This window comes from Cryomorphaceae bacterium (assembly GCA_007695365.1).
Classification (GTDB): domain Bacteria; phylum Bacteroidota; class Bacteroidia; order Flavobacteriales_D; family SKUL01; genus SKUL01.
The window spans coordinates 24,449-46,260 of record REDV01000102.1 but is presented as its reverse complement, the minus strand read 5'-3'; the positions used below and the strand labels follow the sequence as shown (position 1 = coordinate 46,260).

17 protein-coding genes are annotated in these 21,812 nt (G+C 48.2%); 13 read left to right on the top strand and 4 right to left on the bottom strand.

All coding sequences use genetic code 11. The features are described from left to right. Position 1 precedes the first annotated feature (1 nt). The 9 genes from EA392_11095 (at position 2) to EA392_11055 (ending at position 11,546) form a co-directional block, all read left to right on the top strand. Positions 2 to 616, top strand: coding sequence for a DUF479 domain-containing protein (locus EA392_11095; protein TVR38105.1), 615 nt, complete (start codon positions 2 to 4; stop codon positions 614 to 616). 57 nt (positions 617 to 673) lie between these two features. Beyond that, positions 674 to 1,501, top strand: a complete 828-nt coding sequence (locus tag EA392_11090; GenBank protein TVR38104.1) for a hypothetical protein — start codon at positions 674 to 676, stop codon at positions 1,499 to 1,501. Positions 1,502 to 1,612: 111 nt separating this feature from the next. Continuing rightward, the gene (locus EA392_11085; GenBank protein ID TVR38103.1) at positions 1,613 to 3,052 is read left to right on the top strand and encodes a lytic transglycosylase F; all 1,440 of its coding nucleotides are present in this window, start codon (positions 1,613 to 1,615) and stop codon (positions 3,050 to 3,052) included. Between the two features lie 224 nt (positions 3,053 to 3,276). Continuing rightward, positions 3,277 to 3,927: a hypothetical protein gene (locus tag EA392_11080; protein ID TVR38102.1), complete on the top strand. Its 651-nt coding sequence runs from the start codon at positions 3,277 to 3,279 to the stop codon at positions 3,925 to 3,927. Positions 3,928 to 4,009: 82 nt separating this feature from the next. Further along, entirely contained in the window at positions 4,010 to 4,378 is a 369-nt protein-coding gene (locus EA392_11075) for a BlaI/MecI/CopY family transcriptional regulator (GenBank protein ID TVR38101.1), read from the top strand. 5 nt (positions 4,379 to 4,383) lie between these two features. Next, positions 4,384 to 5,568 carry a TonB family protein gene (locus EA392_11070; protein ID TVR38100.1) on the top strand — a complete coding sequence of 395 codons (1,185 nt, stop codon included), beginning with the start codon at positions 4,384 to 4,386 and terminating at the stop codon, positions 5,566 to 5,568. Positions 5,569 to 5,689: 121 nt separating this feature from the next. Then, on the top strand, positions 5,690 to 7,504 hold the full coding sequence (locus tag EA392_11065; protein TVR38099.1) for a T9SS C-terminal target domain-containing protein: 1,815 nt from the start codon (positions 5,690 to 5,692) through the stop codon (positions 7,502 to 7,504). A gap of 790 nt (positions 7,505 to 8,294) precedes the next feature. After that, entirely contained in the window at positions 8,295 to 10,466 is a 2,172-nt protein-coding gene (locus EA392_11060) for a S9 family peptidase (protein TVR38098.1), read from the top strand. Positions 10,467 to 10,487: 21 nt separating this feature from the next. Further along, a complete protein-coding gene (locus EA392_11055; GenBank protein TVR38097.1) occupies positions 10,488 to 11,546 on the top strand; it encodes a DUF3810 domain-containing protein in 1,059 nt (352 codons plus the stop codon). A 29-nt stretch (positions 11,547 to 11,575) separates the two neighbouring features. On the opposite strand, the gene EA392_11050 is transcribed toward EA392_11055, so the two are convergent. Then, positions 11,576 to 12,691: a PKD domain-containing protein gene (locus EA392_11050; GenBank protein ID TVR38096.1), complete on the bottom strand. Its 1,116-nt coding sequence runs from the start codon at positions 12,689 to 12,691 to the stop codon at positions 11,576 to 11,578. A gap of 2 nt (positions 12,692 to 12,693) precedes the next feature. After that, complete coding sequence (locus EA392_11045) at positions 12,694 to 13,257, bottom strand: sigma-70 family RNA polymerase sigma factor (GenBank protein TVR38125.1); 564 nt, start codon at positions 13,255 to 13,257, stop codon at positions 12,694 to 12,696. A 250-nt stretch (positions 13,258 to 13,507) separates the two neighbouring features. On the opposite strand from EA392_11045, the gene EA392_11040 reads away from it, so the two are divergent. Genes EA392_11040 through EA392_11030 form a run of 3 tightly spaced genes read left to right on the top strand, consistent with a single transcriptional unit; the run spans position 13,508 to position 17,156 of the window. Next, entirely contained in the window at positions 13,508 to 14,173 is a 666-nt protein-coding gene (locus EA392_11040; GenBank protein TVR38095.1) for a carboxypeptidase-like regulatory domain-containing protein, read from the top strand. A 12-nt stretch (positions 14,174 to 14,185) separates the two neighbouring features. Further along, positions 14,186 to 16,759 carry a TonB-dependent receptor gene (locus EA392_11035; protein TVR38094.1) on the top strand — a complete coding sequence of 858 codons (2,574 nt, stop codon included), beginning with the start codon at positions 14,186 to 14,188 and terminating at the stop codon, positions 16,757 to 16,759. Between the two features lie 16 nt (positions 16,760 to 16,775). Then, entirely contained in the window at positions 16,776 to 17,156 is a 381-nt protein-coding gene (locus tag EA392_11030; protein ID TVR38093.1) for a hypothetical protein, read from the top strand. A 9-nt stretch (positions 17,157 to 17,165) separates the two neighbouring features. On the opposite strand, the gene EA392_11025 is transcribed toward EA392_11030, so the two are convergent. Further along, positions 17,166 to 17,588 carry an NUDIX domain-containing protein gene (locus EA392_11025; protein ID TVR38092.1) on the bottom strand — a complete coding sequence of 141 codons (423 nt, stop codon included), beginning with the start codon at positions 17,586 to 17,588 and terminating at the stop codon, positions 17,166 to 17,168. Positions 17,589 to 17,590: 2 nt separating this feature from the next. Further along, a complete protein-coding gene (locus EA392_11020) occupies positions 17,591 to 18,274 on the bottom strand; it encodes an SAM-dependent methyltransferase (protein ID TVR38091.1) in 684 nt (227 codons plus the stop codon). Between the two features lie 113 nt (positions 18,275 to 18,387). On the opposite strand from EA392_11020, the gene EA392_11015 reads away from it, so the two are divergent. Then, a complete protein-coding gene (locus tag EA392_11015) occupies positions 18,388 to 21,735 on the top strand; it encodes a T9SS C-terminal target domain-containing protein (protein ID TVR38090.1) in 3,348 nt (1,115 codons plus the stop codon). The last annotated feature ends 77 nt before the right edge of the window (positions 21,736 to 21,812 follow it).

The window sequence follows — 21,812 nt, the reverse complement described above, 5'->3', positions numbered from 1 at the left end:
AATGGCCTCGTGGCTGTCTGCATGGCCCTGCATGAACTACCTCGCGCACATATACCTGTCGGGAAACGACCAGCAAATTCTCTGTGGAAACTTTATTGGCGATGGCATTCGCCGTAAAGAAAGCATGCACTTCAGTCACGGTGTACGTCGCGGCATTGAATTACACCATTTTATTGATGGCTTCACCGACCACCACCCTGAAACCGAAAATGCCAGAAAGCTGCTCAGACCGGTGTTAAGAAAGTACGCAGGTGTTGCGCTCGACATATATTTCGACCATTTTTTGGGTGCGAAATGGAATCAGTTTCACGAGCAGGCACTGGAGCACTTTGCCCACAACTGCCATGGACTGCTCGATACCTTTGAGCCCCGAATGCCTGAAAAAAGCCGCAGGTTCTATCATTACATGAAGGCGCACAACTGGTTGGTTAACTACCGAGACATGAAGGCGCTCAATACGGTTTTTGCCGGAATGTCGAGGCGTAGCAGGTTCCCCAATAACATGCACATAGCGGTAGAATTGCTGGAGGTTCACTACGAAGAGCTCGGTGCCCATTTTGAGCGCTTTTTTCCGGAATTACAACGGGCAAGCTCACGATTTCTCGATCAAAAATGAGCTGTCGAAAGATAAGTACACCGAGAGAACTGGATATTATGTGGTACTTTATTATCTTTGGGCTCGATTCAAAAGTTTGCAAACCTGCTGACCAACATGAAAAAACTAATACTCCTTGGCGCGGCTTTGATTGTGATGGCCGCAACAACCCACGCTGCTGTCATTGTAATTGAAGGACAGTACCAACTCCGCAACATCTATGTTCTCAACGGAAAATCCGGCTCTGGTGTAGGTTTTTGCACCTACGAAGTAACGGTAAACGGACAGGTAACTTCGGATGAAATAAACTCAGAGGCCTTTGAGGTTGACCTGAGTGTTTTTGGTTTTGAACTGGGCGATGACGTAGTGGTGAAAATCAAGCACCGCGACGACTGCCAGCCCAAGGTGATTAACCCCGGAGCACTGCAGCCCATGCCTACCTTTGAAGTGAAGGATATCTCAATAGGTGATGACGAAATCCTTCGCTGGACCACCGTCAATGAGCAAGGATCACTCCCTTACATCGTACAGCAGAAAAAGTGGAACAAATGGGTGAAGGTTGGTGAGGTAATCGGCAAAGGCACTTCCAACGAAAACACCTACGAGTTTAAGGTGCCCACCGTTTCAGGAAAGAATGAATACCGCGTAGTGCAAAACAATCCCAATGTAGGATATCGCGTATCCGAAACTGCTTCGATGATTTCCAACAAACCTGCCGTAACCTACGACTACGATCGCAGGGCACAGAAAATTCTGTTTAGCAACGAAACATCTTTTGAGGTTTACAATATTTACGGTCAGATTGTAAAGCGTGGGTTCGGATCAGCCATTGACATTTCCAACCTTTCCCGGAACACCTACTACATCACCTACGACGGCAGCACAGACGAATTTGTTAAGCGCTAGCCGCTGAACCAAAACATGGATAAAGGAGTTCTGAAAAGAGCTCCTTTTTTGTTGAGGTAACTTACTGGGCGTTTTAAACGTATAAGCAGGTTGCATGCTATTCCTGTGCACATGTTTACGGATAGCCCTACATATCGCAAACAGGTATGGTACCTGTTTTTAGCGCTCTTTCTGGCTTGCTCACCTCCTGCTGACAGGGATGATATAACAGCCTACTGGCAAGAGGCCGGGTACGCACCCGAGCTGCAAGACCTCAACGATATTATTCAGCGGGGTAAATTAGTAGTGCTTACCATGAGCAGCAGCCATTCCTATTTTCTCTATCGGGGTGAAGCAATGGGGTTTGAATACGAACTCCTGAGTGCTTATGCTTCAAGTATTGGAGTTGAGCTGGAAATAAGAATTGCCAGGGACGTCAATACCATTTTTGAAGAACTGCTTTCCGGCTCTGTGGATTTATTGGCTTGCAATCTCACCGTTACCAGAGAGCGCTCCGAAACGCTGGCCTTTACAGACCCTTACCTCTACTCCAAGCAAGTATTGGTGCAACGAAAACCCACCAACAGACATGATGAAGAGCTACTAAAAAGCCCCCTTGAACTTGCCGGAAGAAATGTGTTTGTGCACCAAAACAGTTCGTACTACAAACGTCTGCAAAGCCTTAGTGATGAGATTGGGGCCTCGCTCAACATTATGGAAGCTCCCGGTGATGTGGACCCTGAGCGGCTGATAAGAATGGTTTCCGAGGGAACCATTGACTTCACCGTTGCAGACGAGCATATTGCCCAACTCAATCAGGGATACTACCCCAACATTGATGTAAGCATGGCCATCAGCTTTCCGCAAAAAATTGCCTGGGCCTGCCGCAAGCAAAGCCGACTGCTTGTTCGCTCCCTCAACAACTGGCTCAATATGATGCGCACCAGTCCGCATATGGCCATCCTGAAGCATAAATACTACCACAGCCCCAAAACACAAACTGCCCGCTACCAGAGCGAGTTTGCATCCATGAGCGGCGGTCGCATCAGTCCATATGATGATCTGATTCAAAAATTCAGCTACCTGGTTGGGTGGGACTGGAGGCTGATTGCCGCACAAATTGCCCAGGAATCACAATTCAATCCGCGGGCCCGGTCGTGGGCCGGGGCATTTGGCCTGATGCAGCTTATGCCGCAAACTGCGGCGCAATTCGGAGTTGACAGTTCATCGTCCATTGAAGCCCATATCAAAGCCGGTATTCAATATCTCATGTGGCTCAACACCTATTGGGAAAATGAGATTCCCGACGACGAGGAGCGCATAAAGTTTGTGCTGGCGTCATACAACGTAGGTCTGGGCCATGTGATTGACGCCCGCAACCTCACAGAGCAGCACGGTGGTGATTCAAGCATATGGCACAACCACGTGAATTACTTCTTGCGGAATAAGTCCAAAGACCCATTTCGCGACAGCGAGTGGGTAAGGTACGGCTACTGCCGCTGTGAGGAGCCGGTGGAATACGTAGACAAAATTCTTAAGCGATACCGCCATTACCAGGAATTAATCAGCTAATCAGCGTGGCCATGTCGAAAAAGGAACTACAGCAAATGATTGATTGGATTGAAGCGCGAATTCGCTTTGTGGATAAGCTGATTACCGATGCCCGCAACACTTGTAACTACGGAAAGGAAATGCATTTTTCAGCACAGCGCGAAGTGTACCATGAAATGCTTGAAAAACTCCGCGCATCGGGCCAATAGAACAGATCCAAACCAATCACCTACTTTTGGAGCACCATGGCTCCTGAAACCACTCACTTCGAAACGCCACGTAATCTGAGGGTTTCGCACTTTACACCCAACGACATCGCTCCCACGCACTGCTGGATGGCCTTACACGGCTACGGGCAATTGGCTCCCTATTTTATCCGAAAGTTTGATGTGTTGGGTGAAGCAGAACATGCTGTATGTGCACCAGAGGGCCCACACCGTTTCTACCTTCAGGGCTTCAGTGGAAGGGTGGGCGCATCCTGGATGACAAAGGAAGATCGCCTCACCGATATTGCCGACAACCACCGCTACCTCAATTCTGTTTGGCAAGAATTTGTACTCAACAAAAAGCCACAGATAAAGGTGGCCCTGGGATTCTCGCAAGGCGCTGCCACACTGGTGCGTTGGGCATGTCAAAGCCCTATTCCACCCGACCACCTCGTTATTTGGAGCGGCTCCTTTCCTGAGGATATCAACTGGTTTACCGACGTTCAAAAGCTCAACACCATGCGGCTAAAAATTGTGGTGGGCACTGAAGATGAATTTATTTCAGAGTTGGCACTGCAGGAGCAAAGTGAAAGGCTGCAATCACGGGGACTGCAGTTTGAGCTTATCCGTTTTGAAGGTGGTCATGACATTCCGCGCGAGGAACTTCTGTCAATCACCCGCTTGCTTTGATTTTTTGACCTTTCCTCGTTTTGAAACTATTTTTTTAGTTGTTGAACTAAATGTTTAGTTACATTTGTGACAAATCGATGTCATGAGAGAACTTACCAAAGCAGAGGAACAAATCATGCAAATTGTGTGGGAGCTAGAGAAAGCCTTTGTGCGCGATATCATTGCCAAGCTTCCGGAGCCTAAACCGGCGTACAATACGGTATCTACCATTGTTCGCATTCTCGAGGAGAAGGCATTTCTGAGTCACCAAGCTTTTGGAAAAAGCCACCAATATTATCCGCTTATCAGCCGCAGCAAATACCGTGACTTTGCCACGCGAAAACTGCTCTCGGGATATTTCGGGGGAAGTTTTGAGAATCTCCTCTCCTATTTTGCCAAAGAACGCGACCTCAGTTTGAAGGACATTCAGCGCATTCTTGATGGCATCAATCAGGATGAAAACCAACACTAATTACGATGGACTCTCTCATTCAACTATTCTTTCAAGCGAACCTCCTTATGGCGGCCGGCTGCATACTCTACATCATTGTGATAGGTAAGCAACCTTTTTTTCAGGCCAATAGGGTGGCCATACATGTTATAGCGCTGCTGTCTTTTGCTGCACCGCAGTTTGCACCCATCACCAATACCCACATGCTCCCTACCATTCAGTTGCCGGTTCTTGAATTGGGTGCAATTTATGAGAATCAAGAAGCTGTGTCATCCATCAACGGGTGGATTATAGCTTATGGCCTGGTAACATTGATCCTGTTGATGCGACTTGCACTAGGATTTATAGCAATCATTCCTGCATTAAAGTCCAGCCGATTAACCAACGAAGGATACCGCGTTGTCTTAAACAACAAAGGCATTAATGCATCATTCTTTGGGCTGGTGTTTCTGGATGAAAAGCTTGGTGACGAAATGCGCCATATCATTCTCACCCACGAAAAAGTACACGTCCGGCAATTTCATTCTATTGATGCGTTGATATGGGAACTGATATGCGCCCTTTTCTGGATCAATCCATTTGTGTGGATAATGCGTTCAAGGCTGTTGCTTAACCTGGAACACATTGCCGATGCCCAAACAGAAATTACGGTTGGTCAGGGCGCCTACATAGAATCACTCGTTGCCAACAGTATGGGTAGCAGTATCCATCGCTTGTCCCTTCCTTTCATCCATAAAAGCAAACTCAAAAACAGAATAGCCATGATGCAGAACAAGCCAACCCGAAAGCCGTTGCGATACCTTATCGCTGCCCCGTTGATCGTCATTCTTGCTTTATCGGTTTCTCAGGCCAGGACCTTCTCAAGTGAGGCGGTGGAGCAGAACCCTTCCGATAGCCTATACACGATTGTTCATCTAATGCCATCCTTTCCGGGAGGAGAAGAAGCCTTTTTTCAATTTCTGGGAAGCGAAACGAAGTATCCGGAAGCAGCCCGGTTGGACTCCATTCAAGGGATGGTTTATGTATCATTCGTGATTTGGAAAAACGGAGAGGTTCGCGACGCCACAATCCTGAGAGGAGTTCACCCCACCATTGACGAAGAAGCCCTTCGCGTGGTGAGCCAGATGCCAGCCTGGAGCCCCGGAAAACTCGAAAGCGGCGAAGCCGTGAGTGTGATTTACAACCTACCCATGAAGTTTCAGCTCAAGTAGGTGTAAGGAAAAATCTCCCGTGCTCACCCTTCCTTTTCATTTCTGTTAGCATCCCATGAAGTTGTAATATCGGATTTGAAGCCATGCCTTTAAACCCGTATATTGCGCCAAACCTACAGGAATGATGAGAAAAATTACCCTTGCCGCAGCTTGTCTGCTAATGACCACAATTGCCTTTACGCAGGATCGCGGACTCCCCAAAGGCTTTGCCCCGGGTGAGCGCGAAATGATGCGTGAGTACCTTCAAAACCTCAATGCCGGTCCGCGCGACATAACCGACCCACCCACTATTCCGGTTCGAACCATGGCCGAATGGGAGGAATTACAGAGTCTTACGATTGCATGGGCCAGTTATCCCCGCATCCTGAAGCAAATTGTTGCTGCTTCAAAAAACGATGTTGAGATATTGATTCTTTGCAACAATCAGGAAACAGTATCCAATGCTCAGAGCTATTTGCTTTCCAATAATGCGGGTGGTCCTCCTCTTCCCGATCTCGAGAACGTAACCTTTCTGGAAGTACCCTACAACAGTGTGTGGATTCGCGACTATGGCGGAAATACCGTGTACGGCAACGATGTGGATTCGCTGATGATGGTAGATTGGATCTACAACCGACCTCGCCCCCTGGATGATGCCTCACCGGTTGGTGTAGCAGAACACAAAGGAATTCCCCTTATCCGCACACTTTTGCCCCCATATGATCTGGTAAACACAGGAGGAAATTTCCACGTTGATGGCCGCGGTACTGCATGGTCTTCTGAGCTTGTGGTTGAAGAAAACGAACCCGGAAACCCTTGGTCTTCTGGAAACGGCCTCACAGAAGAGCAGATTGACGAAATCAAAGCTGACTTTATGGGTATTGACCGCTATATCAAAATGACAGCTTTGCAATATGACAACATCAACCACATTGATATGCACTTCCGCCCCATGGACGAAGAGACCCTCCTTGTAGGTGAATTTCCTGAGGGCATTTCAGACGGACCGCAAATTAACGCCAATATTGAATATGTGCTGAGTAACTACAACTCTGTGTGGGGAACGCCCTACAGGGTTCACCGCATTCCCATGCCGTCGAGTGCAAGCGGTGGTTATCCCGGTTGGATTTTTGGAAATGCTTGGTACCGAACATATACCAACAGCTTCTTTACCAATAACACCTACGTAATGCCTGTTTACCGCGAGGAGTTCGACACAACCGCATTCAGGATTATCGAAGAACTGCTTCCGGGTTACAATATTGTGGGGATTGACTGTGACGATGGAAACAACCCCATTATTGCAGCGAGCGGCGCCATTCACTGCATAACAAAGGAAATCGGAGTAAATGAGCCGCTGCTCATCAGCCACCAACGACTGCGCGACACCGATGAAACGGAAGAAGATTATGCCCTCAGCGCCATGGTGAAACACAAAAGCGGAATAGCCTCGGTTTCGGTTTTTTGGAAGACCGACCTGGAAGACGACTATGAAGAAATTTTCCTTGATTTAACAGACCCTGCTGAAAACATCTGGAGCGCAGCCATTCCTGCCCAGCCGGGTGGTACCACGGTGTATTACTACATACACGCTGAAGCAAACAACGGCAAAACCATCAATCGGCCCATACCTGCTCCTCAGGCCTACTTCCCGTTTAAGGTGATGGCTATTACGAGCGTACTTGAAAACGAAATGAAAACCGGTTTCTCAGAAGTTTTCCCCAATCCGGCATCTGCCATAACATACATTGGTGTCAACAGCGTGGCCACCATTGATGCCCACATCTTCCTCACCGACATGCATGGACGCATGGTACAAGACATCTATCAGGGCGGCTTGGTTGTTGGGGAGAACAAGTTCTTTCTGGATGCCAGTAACTTATCTGCCGGCATGTACTTAATCGTGATTCGCAATGGTTTGGGTGAAATGGAAACCAAGCGGCTGGTAGTGCGGTAATTACCGTATACAAATGGTTAAAACACCCTGTTTTGCCGGCCAAAATCAACTTATTTGACTGAAAGTATTGTAGTATGAGGAAATACTTTCTATCATTGTGACCAATTAAACCAAAATCTAACTTTTTTAATTCTTTGAATCATGAAAAAAGTAATGTTAGCAGCGGCTGTAGTGGCCTTTGGGTTGTCTTTCACTTCTTGTAAAAGATGTGTAGAGTGCACGCACCCGATATTGGGAAGTACTGAGTTTTGTGATGGTAACAAAACTCAGCGCGACAACTACAAAACTTCGATGGAGCTATTGGGTTACAACTGTAACTAATCCCGCCCAGACTTAAAATTTCGAAAGCCGCCTCTCCCCAGAGGTGGCTTTTTGTGTTTTAGCAAAAATTCCGTACCATTGTAGGCAATTAAACCAAAACCTAACTTTTTAATTTTAGAATCATGAAAAAAGTATTGTTAGCAGTTGCTGTAGTAGCTTTCGGATTTTCATTTACCTCTTGCAAGAAATGTGAGGATTGTTCTTTAATCGGTGAGCCCGCTCAGGAGTACTGCGGAGATGATTTGGATGCAATCAAAGCATTGGGTGGGACTTGTAACTAATCACAGTTATTTCTCATTCGATACAACACGAGCCGTCTCTAAGGAGGCGGCTTTTTTTTTCATCCTGGCGAACTGCTTGTCAGGAAAAAACCCACTGGCACCCCTCACGCGCAATACCATGCCCAATCAGTAATTGCTTACGTCCACATTTTTTAAAAACCTTTAACTTCGGGGCAAATCAAAGAACCATGAAAAATTTTGTTCCATACCTCTTATTACTTGCTCCAATGGCAATTTCCTGCGACAGCGAACCACAAGCTCCCAGCCCCGCAGCTCAACTGCAATACCCCATCACTGAAAAAGTAGATCAGGTTGATGATTACTTCGGCAACCAGATTGAGGATCCTTTCCGCTGGCTCGAAGATGACAACGCCCCCGATACAGAAGCCTGGGTAAAGGAGCAAAACAAAGTGACGGAATCGTTCATGAGTCAAATACCCTACCGCAAAGCCATCCGGGAGCGTTTTGCGGAGTTGTACAACTACCCGAAAGTTTCCTCACCCCGAAAAGTAGGCGAGTATTATTTCTTCTATAAAAATACCGGGCTTCAAAACCAATCGGTTATTTATTATCAAAAAGGGCTGGACGGTGAGCCTAAAGTGTTTATAGACCCCAACGAATTATCTGAAGACGGAACTGTATCCATTGGTCTTCTGGGAGCATCGCCCGACCATCGCTACATGGCCTATACAGAATCAGCAGCCGGCTCAGATTGGTCAGTAATCAGAATTCGCGAAATTGAAAACAACACCGATCTCGAAGACGAACTTCGCTGGGTTAAATTTACCGGAGCGGCTTGGCTGGCCGATGGTTTCTACTACAGTCGCTATCCTGAACCGGAAAAAGGCAAAGAGTATTCCGGCGATAACAAGGACCACTCCATTTACTTTCACAAAGTAGGTACACCTCAGTCAGAAGACGTGCTGTTTTACCGCAACGAAAAGAACCCCAACCTATACCACTGGTGCAGCATCACCGAAGACAAGAAATACCTGCACATGTACGTAGCCGAAGGAACCGATGGGTACGAAACGCATATAAAAGACATGGAGAACGACGGTCCACTCACTCCCCTTTTCCGCGGATTTAAGAACAAAAGCAACATTGTGAATCACATTGATGGCCGACTTTTGGTTTACACCGATATTGACGCGCCCAATTACCGCTTGATTTCGCTTGACCCCAATGCTCCCCAAAAAGAAAACTGGGTAGAAATCATTCCCGAAGAAGAACATTTGCTGGATGGTGTGAGCACAGGTGGGGGCAAACTCTTTGCCGACTACCTTGAAAATGCCACTACCCGCCTCTACCAAATGGACTACAGCGGTGAAAACCGCAAAGAAATTAGCCTGCCGGGAGCTGGAAGTGCCGGAGGTCTGAGTGGTAAAAAAGATGACAAAATCCTTTTTTACACCTACACTTCCTTTAACTACCCACCTACCATTTTTAAATACGACGTGGAAAGTGGTGAGTCATCACTCTTTAACCAGCCCGAACTGGCTTTTGACCCCGGTGATTTTGAAAGCAAGCAAGTGTGGTACAAAAGCAAAGACGGAACCCCGGTTTCAATGTTTATCGTACACAAAAAAGGTCTGGAGTTAAACGGTAATAACCCAACCCTGCTCTACGGTTATGGCGGTTTTAACATCAGCCTCACTCCTTCATTTAGCGTTTCGAACATTATTCTGCTTGAGAATGGCGGTGTTTACGCGGTGGCTAATCTTCGCGGTGGCGGCGAATACGGCGAGGAATGGCACAAAGCCGGAATGAAGGAAAACAAGCAAAATGTGTTTGATGATTTTATTGCCGCTGCCGAATACCTGATCAAGGAACGTTACACCTCAAACGAGCGGCTGGCCATCCGCGGTGGCTCAAACGGAGGCCTCCTTGTAGGAGCGGCTATGACACAGCGGCCTGAGTTGTTTCAGGTAGCGATTCCGCAAGTAGGTGTGCTTGATATGCTTCGTTTTCATCGTTTTACGGTGGGTAAAGGCTGGATTCCTGAGTATGGGTGCGCCGACAGCTCTGATACAGAGTTTCGCTACTTGCTGGCCTACTCACCGCTGCACAATCTCAAAGACGGCACAGCCTATCCTGCAACCCTTATCACCACAGCAGACCACGACGACCGTGTAGTACCGGCACACAGCTTTAAGTTTGCTGCACGACTGCAGGAGGCACACCGCGGTAAAAACCCGGTTCTCATCAGGGTTGAAGTGGATGCTGGTCACGGAGCCGGTAAGCCTACCTCCAAAATCATCGAAGAGGCCAGTGATATATGGGCTTTTATGCTCTACAACATGGGCATTGAGTCACTTTACGGTGTCGGTCCTGGTGGCGGAGGTCTTGCTGCTCAATAACCTGGTTGCAGGTTTCATTCTGTGAGAAGATCCGCCTCCATACCTCCTTTGTCCGGATGGTGGTTGGGTTTGGCTGCCATTCTGTTTTTTGTGATTCTCCGTCATTTTCCCGGTCTGGCTGATACACTGTACGGAAACCTATTGTACCCGGTTGTGCGCGCCTTGATCGATCACACCATCGGGCTACTACCCTTTCCCGTGGTGTATTTGTTTCCGTGGGTGGTCATTTTCCTTTTGGTAAAGGCCCTCAGACGCTTTTCTTCGCGACGAGGACGCGTACGCGTCGCGCTCAACGCCTTAGGCTGGTTGGTGTTTTTATTCTACTCTCTTTGGGGATTTAACTACGCACGGCCCAATCTTTCAGAAAGAGGAATGTTAAGCCATGAGCAGCCATCAACGGAAGCACTTTTCGGTTTGGGGTTGCGTACAGTGGAGCAAATGAACCTCCTCAGACAGGATACCATGGCCGTAAATTTTCCTACCGACAGGGAGCTTGAAGCCCACCTGCGAAAAGAGGTGGGCTCGAAAATGGAAAGCTTCGGCATGAAAGACTTTACAAGGTGCAAGGTAAGAACCATTGGTCCACCCGGTGTATTGCGCCGATGGGGTATTACGGGCATTTACTTTCCCTTTACGGGTGAGGCATTACTGGAATCCTCACACCCCTGGCCCGAAAAACCCTTTGTGATGGCGCATGAACTTTCGCACAGCATGGGCATCACCGACGAGGGTGAAGCCAATCTTATTGCATATCTGGCGGGTAAAGAGGCGAGCCATATTGCCGTGCGTTACTGCGCGCACCTCAATATGTGGCAGTACCTTCGTTACGACTTGTCCAGACGGGCCCCCGAGATGGCAGATAGCCTGTACGGTATGCTCTCAGAGCGCGTGGAGCGAGACCTTGCCTTGTTGCGAAGCGAGCGTCAGAAGTTTAAGGAGTGGTTTCCGCAACTGGGAGACCAGGTGAACGACACCTACCTCCGTTTGCAAGGTGTTGATGCGGGCACCGAGTCCTATCTTTCGCTTCCTGTGCGTTTTTTGCAATACGAAAAGAGCGGTAACCTGGGGCCACCGCTCTAATCTTGATTCAGTAAGCTGGTTTATGAAGCTTATTGATCGCGAATTACCAACAGTTTAGAAACCTCCTGAGCAGGCTCGCCGTTGTTTCGCACATAGTGAATCACCACCATGTAGTTTCTTCCTTCGGGCATCATGGTATCTGAGCCATCCCACCGCGCATGCATACCGTGCCCTTCAAACACTACCGACCCATCAGGGCGCTGAATGGTAAATCGCACATTGTGCACATTGGTACCTTCCAGTTCAAAAAAGTCGTTAATGCCATCTCCGTTGGGCGTAAATGCCTGTGGATAAAACAGCGTGGAGGATGCAAATACATTGATTTCCATCTCATCCTGAAGCACCATACCATCAAAATCCGTAATGACCAGCCTTACGTTGAAATCACCTTCTTCGGAAAATGTCATGGTTGGCTCGGGGTCATAGCTCTTTTTGCCATTTCCAAAGTCCCATTCAAAAGAGCGTGCCTTGGTCACATTTCTGAATTGAACCGTAAGCGGTGCTTCACCGGTTACGCGGTCGGCAAGAATTCCCACTTCAACCAATTCAAAAGCGTGGTCATCATGGTCTTCTTCCAAATTCTCATGCGCAACAGTTTCGGTAAAATCCTCATTCTTAACAACTGGCTCCTGTTCCGTAAGCTCTTTCACAATCTCCTCATCACTGCCGGAATGTTCTGCGACAGCCGTTTCAAGCTGCGATTCTTCTGTTTCAGAGATATCCTCAGATAGCACAACTTCTTTTGGTAGTACTTCCTGAACGTCCGGGCTTCTTTCGGGCTTTGAAGGAACTAGCTTCTCCTCAATAATCTTCATTGATGTGCTGCTTTCCGTCTGATCCGGAGTCGCTGCTTCAACTCGTTTTTCAGGAGCAGTCACTTCAGATTGTGGCACAACATCCTGAACGATGCTCTGCTGAGGCACTTCGGGCGTGCCACTGAAGTACCATAAAGCCAAGGCGCCACCCACAACCGCAGCGGCAGGTGCAGCCCATTTCAACATAGAGCCTACCTGCGAACCGCCGTCGGCAGGTACATGGCTCGTTGGAATTTGCTGACGAATATTCTCCCAGAGTGCTTCAGGCACTTCGGGCTCAAACCCGTTGAGCGATTCCTTAATCTTATTTTCAAACAGATCTTCTTTCACAATCAGATATCTGAAGTTTTTCTTAATTCCATAATCATCTTTTTCAGGTGACCTTTGGCTTTGCGATACTGCGTTTTGCTTGTACTTTCGGTAATGCCCAGCATGTCAGCTATTTCTTTATGGCTGTACTCCTCCACTGCGTAGAGGTTAAATACTGTTCGGTAACCTGTGGGCAGCGTCTGAACCAAATCCATGATTTGCTCACGACTGATTGATGACTCACTGTCTAACTCCATCGAGTCATCCCAGCCATCATGGTGTGTGAGGAAATCGGCTCTGAAATCGTCATCGTATCGCATCTGTCGTTTTTGCCTGCGCAACTCATCTAGAATATTGTTGACAATGGTGCGCCGAATCCAGGCCCCAAGCGGACCTTTACCGTTGTACATGTGCAGCTTCTCAAAGACCTTTATAAAGCCATCCTGAAACAAATCGTAGGCATCATCACGGTTTGCTGCATACCTGTAACATACACCTAACATTTGCTTCGAGAAACGATCATACAACTGTTTTTGAGCGGATCCCAACCCTTTCAGGCATCGTTCTACCAGCTCTGCTTCGGTCATATTTTCACGCTTCTCACCCACAATGACTGTGCTTTGGCAAAATAGTTGTCCCGGTGGTTCAGATAATTCCAGAAAAGTTCTGAACCTTACTCATTCGGCTTCACTTTGGCCTTCATTTCTTTTCCAATTAACGACGCAATGATACAACACACGCTCCAACTTTTCTTCTGGCCCAGGCACAAGATAACCAACCATCGTCACATTTGTGCAAATGCTGTGCAGATAATCTCCGTAACTTAGCCGCCACATTATGCATTGGAATTTTTCACTTTTGGTTTATCCGCTTCTTTTGATGGCGGTTTTTTTGGGTCAGGTGTCGGAAGCAGATGCTCAACGCAGAAATGACGATGACCTAATTCAGTTCTCGGGTGTGGTAGTAACCGGCGACAGCCTTGTGCCTGTTCCGTTTGTGAACATCATGATTGCAGAGTCCTACCGCGGAACGATGTCGGACGTGAACGGCTATTTTTCTTTTGTGGCCCAAAAAGGCGACAGCATTGTTTTCTCGGCTGTAGGTTTCCGTACGCACGGCATTATCTTGCCCGATACCCTTACCGAGAAGAAGTATTCAATGATAGAAATTTTGTATCAGGATACTATTCAGCTATCTGAAGCCGTTATCTACCCCTGGCCAACCAAAGAACAATTCCGTGAGGCTTTTCTGGCATTGGACTTACCTGAAACAGATACCGAGCGCGCTGCAAGAAATCTGGCACGTGCCGATATGATTAGCCGAAGACAAGCCATGGGAGCTGACGGTAGCGAAAATTTTAAATTCCAAATGCAGAACTACCAGAACCGCATATACCACGCAGGCCAAGCGCCGCCAATGAATATTTTCAACCCCTTTGCATGGGCTCAATTTGTTGAAGCCTGGCGCGATGGGGCTTTCAAGAAAAAAGATTATCAGGACTAAGCAACACGAAGGGTGAGTCAATCCGCGGTTCGTTCGTTTCTGTACCTTCTTTTCGCGCTTTGGGCCACCTGCTTGACGGCCCAGGATGGAGCGGGATGGCTTCAGGGCCGCGTAATTGACGACCAGCGAAACCCCGTAGAGTTTGCCAATGTTTTTGCCAGGCAAGCCGGTGTAGGTGTGATGACCGATTCAACCGGTTTTTTTCGCATTCAATTGCCCGCCCTTGATTCGATGCAGGTAACCATTTCGCATGCCTCGTTTGAAATGCGCTCGTTTCAAATTTACCTCACCCCTGCCGAAACCCAAACCATTGAGGTAACATTGCGCATACGTGAGCTGGCAGATTTCGTAGTTGAAGACTACCAAATGAGAACCAGTCCCATGGAGAAGATTGAAATCAAATCGGCGAAACAACTACCCATGGTGAGGCCCGGCATTGAGGGTCTGCTCACCGGTGCCGTGGGCGTGGTATTGCGCAACGAAATGAGCAGCGCCTACTCAGTGCGTGGTGGTAGCTACGAAGAGAACCTTATTTATGTGAACGACATTGAAGTATACCGTCCTTTTCTGGTGCGCGTTGGCCAGCAGGAAGGCTTGAGTTTTCCGAATGTAGATATGATTGGTTCAGTGAGCTTTTCGGCGGGTGGATTTGAAGCAAGATACGGCGATAAGCTGGCATCGGTACTGGATATCAAATACAAGAAGCCAACCGAAGTAAGCGGTTCGGCTTCGGCGAGCTTGCTGGGTGGCTCAGTTCATTTTGAAGGCGCTTCTGAAAACCGCCGCTTTACCCACATCACGGGAGTGAGGTATATGACCAATCAATACGTGCTTGGCTCGCTGGATGAAGAAGGAGACTACCGCCCCTGGTTTGTCGATGCGCAAACCTACCTGACCTACGATATCAGCGAGCGGTTTCAGGTAGGGTTCCTGGGAAGCTACGGCCAAAACAACTACAACTTTGTTCCTCAAACAAGAAGAACAGAATTGGGCACATTGGCCGAAACCCTTCGGTTTACCGTGTTCTTTGAGGGCGAAGAGCAAACGCGTCACGAAACTGCTTTTGGCGCATTGGCCTTTGATTACAAGGTGGGAAAAAATTCGCTGATCAAACTCACCGGATCATTCTTCTCCACCGTTGAGAACGAGCATTTTGATATTCTGGGTCGCTATCGCCTGGAAGAAATTGAGCGTGATTTCGGGAATGATCAGTTTAACGAAGCAGCCCGCAGTCGCGGAGTGGGCGGCTTTCTGCGGCATGCAAGAAACGACCTCGAGGCGTACGTTACCAGTGTCTCACTCAAAGGCTTTCACGAGTTCCCCAAACACTACTTTCAATGGGGTGTGGACTACCGCCACGAGCAAATATTCGACAGAATTGACGAGTGGGAAATGATTGACTCAGCTGGGTTTTCTGTGCCTCACCCACCCGATTCTGTGGGCTACGTGAATCCGGCGGTTCAGCCCAACCATCAAATTATGCTGCCTTATGTGCTCAAATCAGAACTCACCATGCAGAGCAATCGCCTCATGGCCTATGTTCAGGACAGTTGGTCGAGAACGCTGGGCAACGGAGCCATCTTTACTGCCAACGCCGGATTGAGAGCCAATTACTGGGATTTCAACAACCAGCTCATATTTAGCCCACGGGCAAACTTTTCATACAAACCCAAGTGGGAAAAAGAAATCAATGATACAACCGTTCTGGTGCGCGATGTGGTCATAAAATTTGCCACAGGTCTGTACCAGCAACCTCCTTTTTACAGAGAATTGCGCGATTTTGAAGGAAGACTCAATCCGGCAATCAGGGCTCAGAGATCCATTCACTTCGTACTGGGCACCGATATTAATTTCCGCATGATGGACAGACCCTTCAAGTTTGTAGGAGAAATGTACTACAAGCACTTGCTGGACATCATTCCTTATGAGGTGGACAACGTAAGGCTTAGATACTATGCAGAGAATAATGCCACCGGGTATGCTACGGGGCTCGATCTGAAAATAAACGGAGAGTTTATCAAGGGCATAGAATCATGGGCGTCCATTTCGTTTATGCGAACACGCGAGGATATCAAAGACGATTTCTTTTACAGGCGATACAACGCCGCCGGAGATGAGATTTTTTCGGGTTTTACAGCAGACCAGGTGGCGGTTGACAGCGTGCGGTTTGAGCCGGGTTTTATTCCTCGCCCTACTGACCAGCTCATTAATTTCAACCTGTTTTTTCAGGACGAAATGCCCAACTGGCCTCAGTTCAAAGTGCATCTCAGCTTTTTGTACGGAACCGGTCTTCCCTTTGGCCCACCCACCCAAGAGCGCTATCGCGATACCCTTCGCACAACCTCATATCGCAGGGTAGATATTGGTTTCTCTTACGACTTACTGATGGGAATCAAATCATTGCGCAACTCACGCTTCTTCGGAAAACTCAATACCGCCTGGGTAAGTCTCGAAATCTTTAACCTGTTTGGCGCCAATAACGTGGTTAATTACCTTTGGATCAGAGATGATTCAAACCGCAGTTATGCCATTCCGAATTTTCTTACGGGAAGAAGGGTAAACCTCAAATTTGTGGTCAGGTTTTAACTTAAAGAGCTGCACAATGAAGCATATTACGCTATTTTCTCTCGCACTCCTCCTGTCTTTCGGAGTAATGGCACAGCGTCGGCAGGTTGTAAGCATTCACGAAAACGGTAACCCGGAGTTTGTGGTATGGACCAAAGGCAAAAACGAAAAATCTCGCGTTGTTAAAGAAGAGGCATATTACCCCGACGGCACGGTGGAATACACCGGGACCTATCGCCGCGAAAAAGAACACGGCACCTGGATTTTCTACTATGAGACAGGTATCAGAAAAATGAAGAAAAACTACCGCGACGGAGTTTTACAGGGCGTAACCAAAGAGTTTGCGCCCGACGGCTCTCTAAGAAATGAAATCCACTACCGGGATGGCCGTGTAGAACGGGAAATCAGGCATAAGTGATCAATTTGCTTATGGGGCTTGTTTCCTAAACTGCCACAGTTCAACCACCTTTTGATCAATCGGCAGATCCATTCTATCTGGAGTCAGTTGCCCTTCGTCTATCCAAATAAAAGTCTGTTTATCATCCGAGATCAGGGGCTGATTGGGATAAAAAAGCCTTACCTTGTAATACACGCTCAATACCTGAATAGGCTCTGCATGAAAAGTTGAAGGCTGAAAAAAGTCGGTGGTGTAAAAATGCTCCAGCACCTCAACCTCTGCATTGGCTTCTTCCAGAAACTCCCGTGTAAGGGCATCACGGGTGCCTTCACCAAATTCGAGTCCGCCACCCGGAAATTTCAAGTAATACGCTCCCTTTATCCGCTCCTTAGACAGCAGAATTTTACCGTTGTGCGAAGCAATTCCATACACCCTGATTGTGAACTTTGCCATATTTACAGCGGTTTAACAGCCAGTGTCATTTCTCTTTTTCCCGGAGGTCCGTCGAGTCGTTCCCAATGGAATCCGGCTGCTTTCAGATTCCGTCTGAATTGTCCCTGTGCACAATAAGTAACGAGCCTTCCGTCCGGTTTTAAAGCGCGGTACATCCGCTCAAACACCGGCACTTCCCACATGGAGGGCTGGGCCCGCGGACCAAAGGCATCAAAATACACAAGGTCATAAGGTTGGGCGGCTTCAAATTGTTTCACATCCATAGGAATAAGTCTGAATCGAAAATGATGAGTGATCATTCGCTCCTCAAGCGCCTGAGGGCTGTGCAGCGCATCAAGTGGCGGATAGGGAGCCGTGTTGTACGAAACCGGAAAATGCATTTTCTCCACCCATTCATCCCGAAGTGGAAACTTCTCGATGCTGTGATAAACTACCCGTTTTTGCAGTATTTCAGCGCGGTGCATGGTGAGCCAGGCATTGAGCCCTGTACCGAAACCCACCTCCAGAATACGCACCGGATCAAGGCATTCAGCGCAAGCCACAAATCCGTTTTCAACAAACACATGTAAGGCCTCTTGCACTGCACCGTGCTGCGAGTGATAGGTTTCATCCATTTCCGGCACGCGCAATGTACTGGAGCCATCGCCCGTTTGAAGCCATTCCAATGCTGAGTTGTCTTTCACCATCCTTAGGTTTCTTATTTTGCCCAAACTCTTTGGCCAAAGGTAGGTGGCTTTGTCTTATCTTTGGAAGTGCAAGGAAAAGGTGCCCTTGAGGGTGCTCAGAATGAGATAAAAATATGCGAAAACCTAACATTTTTACCCTTATTGCCAGTTTTCTGTTAGTTACGTTGCCATTGCTCCTTTCGGCACAGAAATGGGCGGAAATGATGCAGGATGGCAAGGCCAACTTTTATGAAATTCAAGCTGTTTTCGAGGCTGAATATACCGGCAACCCCAATGAGCGCGGCAGCGGTTACAAGCCCTACAAAAGATGGGAATTTGACACCGAGGAACGGGTGTACCCTTCCGGTGAGTTTCCTGCAAATTACCATGTTTTTAAAGAATACATGGATTTTATGGAGCGGAAGGGCGACCGCACATCAGCTTCTTCATCGCGCAGCCTGGGAAACTGGGAATCTTTGGGTCCTTACGATTGGGAGAATCAGGGTGGCTGGAACCCGGGTAACGGTCGGATAAATTTTATTGCCGAGGAGCCCGGCAACCCCAGCACCATATACGTAGGAATGCCTTCGGGTGGGCTTTGGAGAACAGAAGACGGTGGCGACACATGGACTCCCCTCACAGATTTTTTACCAAGCATGGGAGTTTCAGGCATTGCCATTGACCCAACCAATACCGACCTCATTTACATTGCAACCGGCGACCGCGATGCCAATGACTACATGGGCGTGGGTGTGCTGAAGTCAACCGATTACGGTGCCAGCTGGCAAACCACAGGCAAAACCTGGGAGTTGGCAAACGGCATCAAGAGCAACTGGCTCATTATGCACCCTACCGACTTCGAAACACTGTACCTCGGGAGCAACGAGGGGCTCTTCAAAACCACTGATGGTGCGGAATCCTGGGAACTCATCCTAAACGGCAATGTACGCGAGGTAGCACTTCACCCCTCCAACCCTGACATCGTTTATGCAGTGACCAATCGTTTTCACCGCTCCGAAAATGCCGGTGAAAGTTTTCAGCTCATCAACGAAGGTCTGCCTGCTATGAGTGAAGTGAACCGCATGTCGCTGGCAGTAAGCCCTGCTCTGCCCAACGCTGTTTACGTGCTTGCTGGTAGTGCTCAAACAAGTGGTTTCAGGGGGATTTACCGGTCAACAGACGCAGGAATGACTTTTACCGAGCGGGCAGACAGCCCCAACATACTTGGCTACAGCTCTGAAGGCACTAGCACAGGAGGTCAAAGCTGGTACGATCTTGCCATTGCAGCCGATCCAAACAATGGCAGCCGAATCATTACAGGGGGAATCAACGTGTGGAGAAGCACATCAGGCGGTCTCAATTACAACCCCATTTCTCACTGGGTATTTCCCACGAGTATAGGATACACACACGCCGATATCCACTTCCTCAGGTACTACGACAATCGTCTATACTGCGGTAGTGACGGGGGTATTTTTATCTCCTATGACCACGGAAACAACTGGATTGACCTGACTCAAGGCCTTAACATCACCCAAACCTACCGATTTGATTTTACGGAAGATGAGCCCTATAAAATCCTTGCCGGGACGCAAGACAACGGCACCAACTTTTTGATGGACGACGGAATTTTCTACCACATCCGCGGAGGCGACGGAAACGGCGCTGCCATCAACTGGGAAAATCCAGATATTATCTACACAGCGTACCCATACGGCAACATTCAACTGTCAACTGACGGTGGCGTTGAATATGTGAATCTGGCCGGTGATATTGAGGAGAACGGACTGTGGGTCACCCCTTACCTACTCGACCCCAATGACCCCAACATACTGTACGCCGCTTTCCAAAGCATTTGGAAGCACCACCCCGATGAAGGCTGGACCAACATGGGAGCATTTGGTTCAAGCTCCTTCAGAGCACTGGCCGTGGCCCCCGGAAATAGTGATTACATCTATGCAGCACGCGGTGGAGCTCTTGTATGGACGCACAACGGGGGCGAAAACTGGAGCGTCACCAACCAGGGCCTGGCCGGTACCAATATCACCGACATTGCGGTTAACCCCATCAACCCTGAAAACGTAATCGTTACATGCTCCGGCTATCAATCGGGCAACAAGGTTTACATCAGTTGGGATGGCGGTGAAACCTTCGAAAACATTTCATTCAACCTACCAAACATACCAGCACTTTCTGTGGTATTCGAAGAATCTGAAAACAATGGTATTTACGTAGGAATGGATGCCGGAGTGTACTACACCAATGACAGTCTCGCCAATTGGGTTGACTTTATGGAAGGGCTTCCCCGCACCAAGGCGCGGCAATTGAAAATGGCGCACAACATTGGTAAAATACGCGTGTCAACCTATGGAAGAGGATTTTGGGAGTCTGATTTGTACAATCCGCTGCCGGAGCCCCCGGTAGCCTCATTTAAAGCCAATGCAACAGTGATTTGTGCGGGAGACTCTGTGGTTTTTACAGATCTTTCATTCAATGCTGCTCCAGGTTGGCAGTGGCAGTTTGAAGGCGGTGCTCCGGCCCAATCCCAGGAGCGAGATCCTGTTGTCTATTTTCCCAACGAAGGTCTCTTCAGTGTTTCACTGGAGGTAGAAAACGCTTTTGGCACCGGGCAAACCACCGAAACGCATTTCATTCTTGTGTTGGGAGATGGTGCGGACACACCTTACAGCGAATCATTCGAAACGTTTGAATCACTTTTTGAAAATCAATGGGTGTCTGATAATCCCGATGAGGATGTTACCTGGGAACTCATTACTACAGTGGGGTATGAAAGCAACCAAAGCGTTTGGATTGACAACCTCCAGAATGTGAATGGCAGAGTGGACGAACTCAAAAGCCCAACCATAGATTTGAGCAACGTTGGAAGTGCCACGCTCTCCTTTAAAGCGGCATATGCGCAGCGTGATGCAAGTAATGACGATCGGCTGCGTGTGTACATCAGTAACGATTGCGGCCAGTCATGGAATCTGCGGGGACAATGGAGAGGTATGACCAACCTGCCCACAGCCGAGGCAACCGACACTCCTTTTGTACCGGAAAGCGCAGACCAATGGCAGGAAATCACTATCACCAATATCGGACAAAGCTATTGGGGGCCGGGATTCATGTTTATGTTCCGCTTTACCAACAACAACGGAAACAACATCTACATAGACGACATCAACCTTACTACCACCATGGTGAGTGTAGAGGAGTTGGATAAAGAACCTGCAACGGTGGAACTTTACCCCAACCCTGCCGTGGGATTCACTTACCTGGAGTTTGATTTGCCGACCAGCGCAAGAGTATCGTACCGCGTGATGGATGCAACCGGAAGACTGCTGAATGAAAAAGAGCTCGGACATCTCCCCGCCGGAGATTTCCGGGAAACCATCCACACCTATTCCTATCGCAGCGGCATGTATCTCGTGCAATTACAGATAAATGACCAGTCAGTAGTGCGCAAGTTGTTTGTGGATTGAGATCAAAATCGTGTTCCTTTTAGGAATTGATTTTGGTCGGTAACGATTTACTTTGAATATGCTAAGAGCGCATTTCG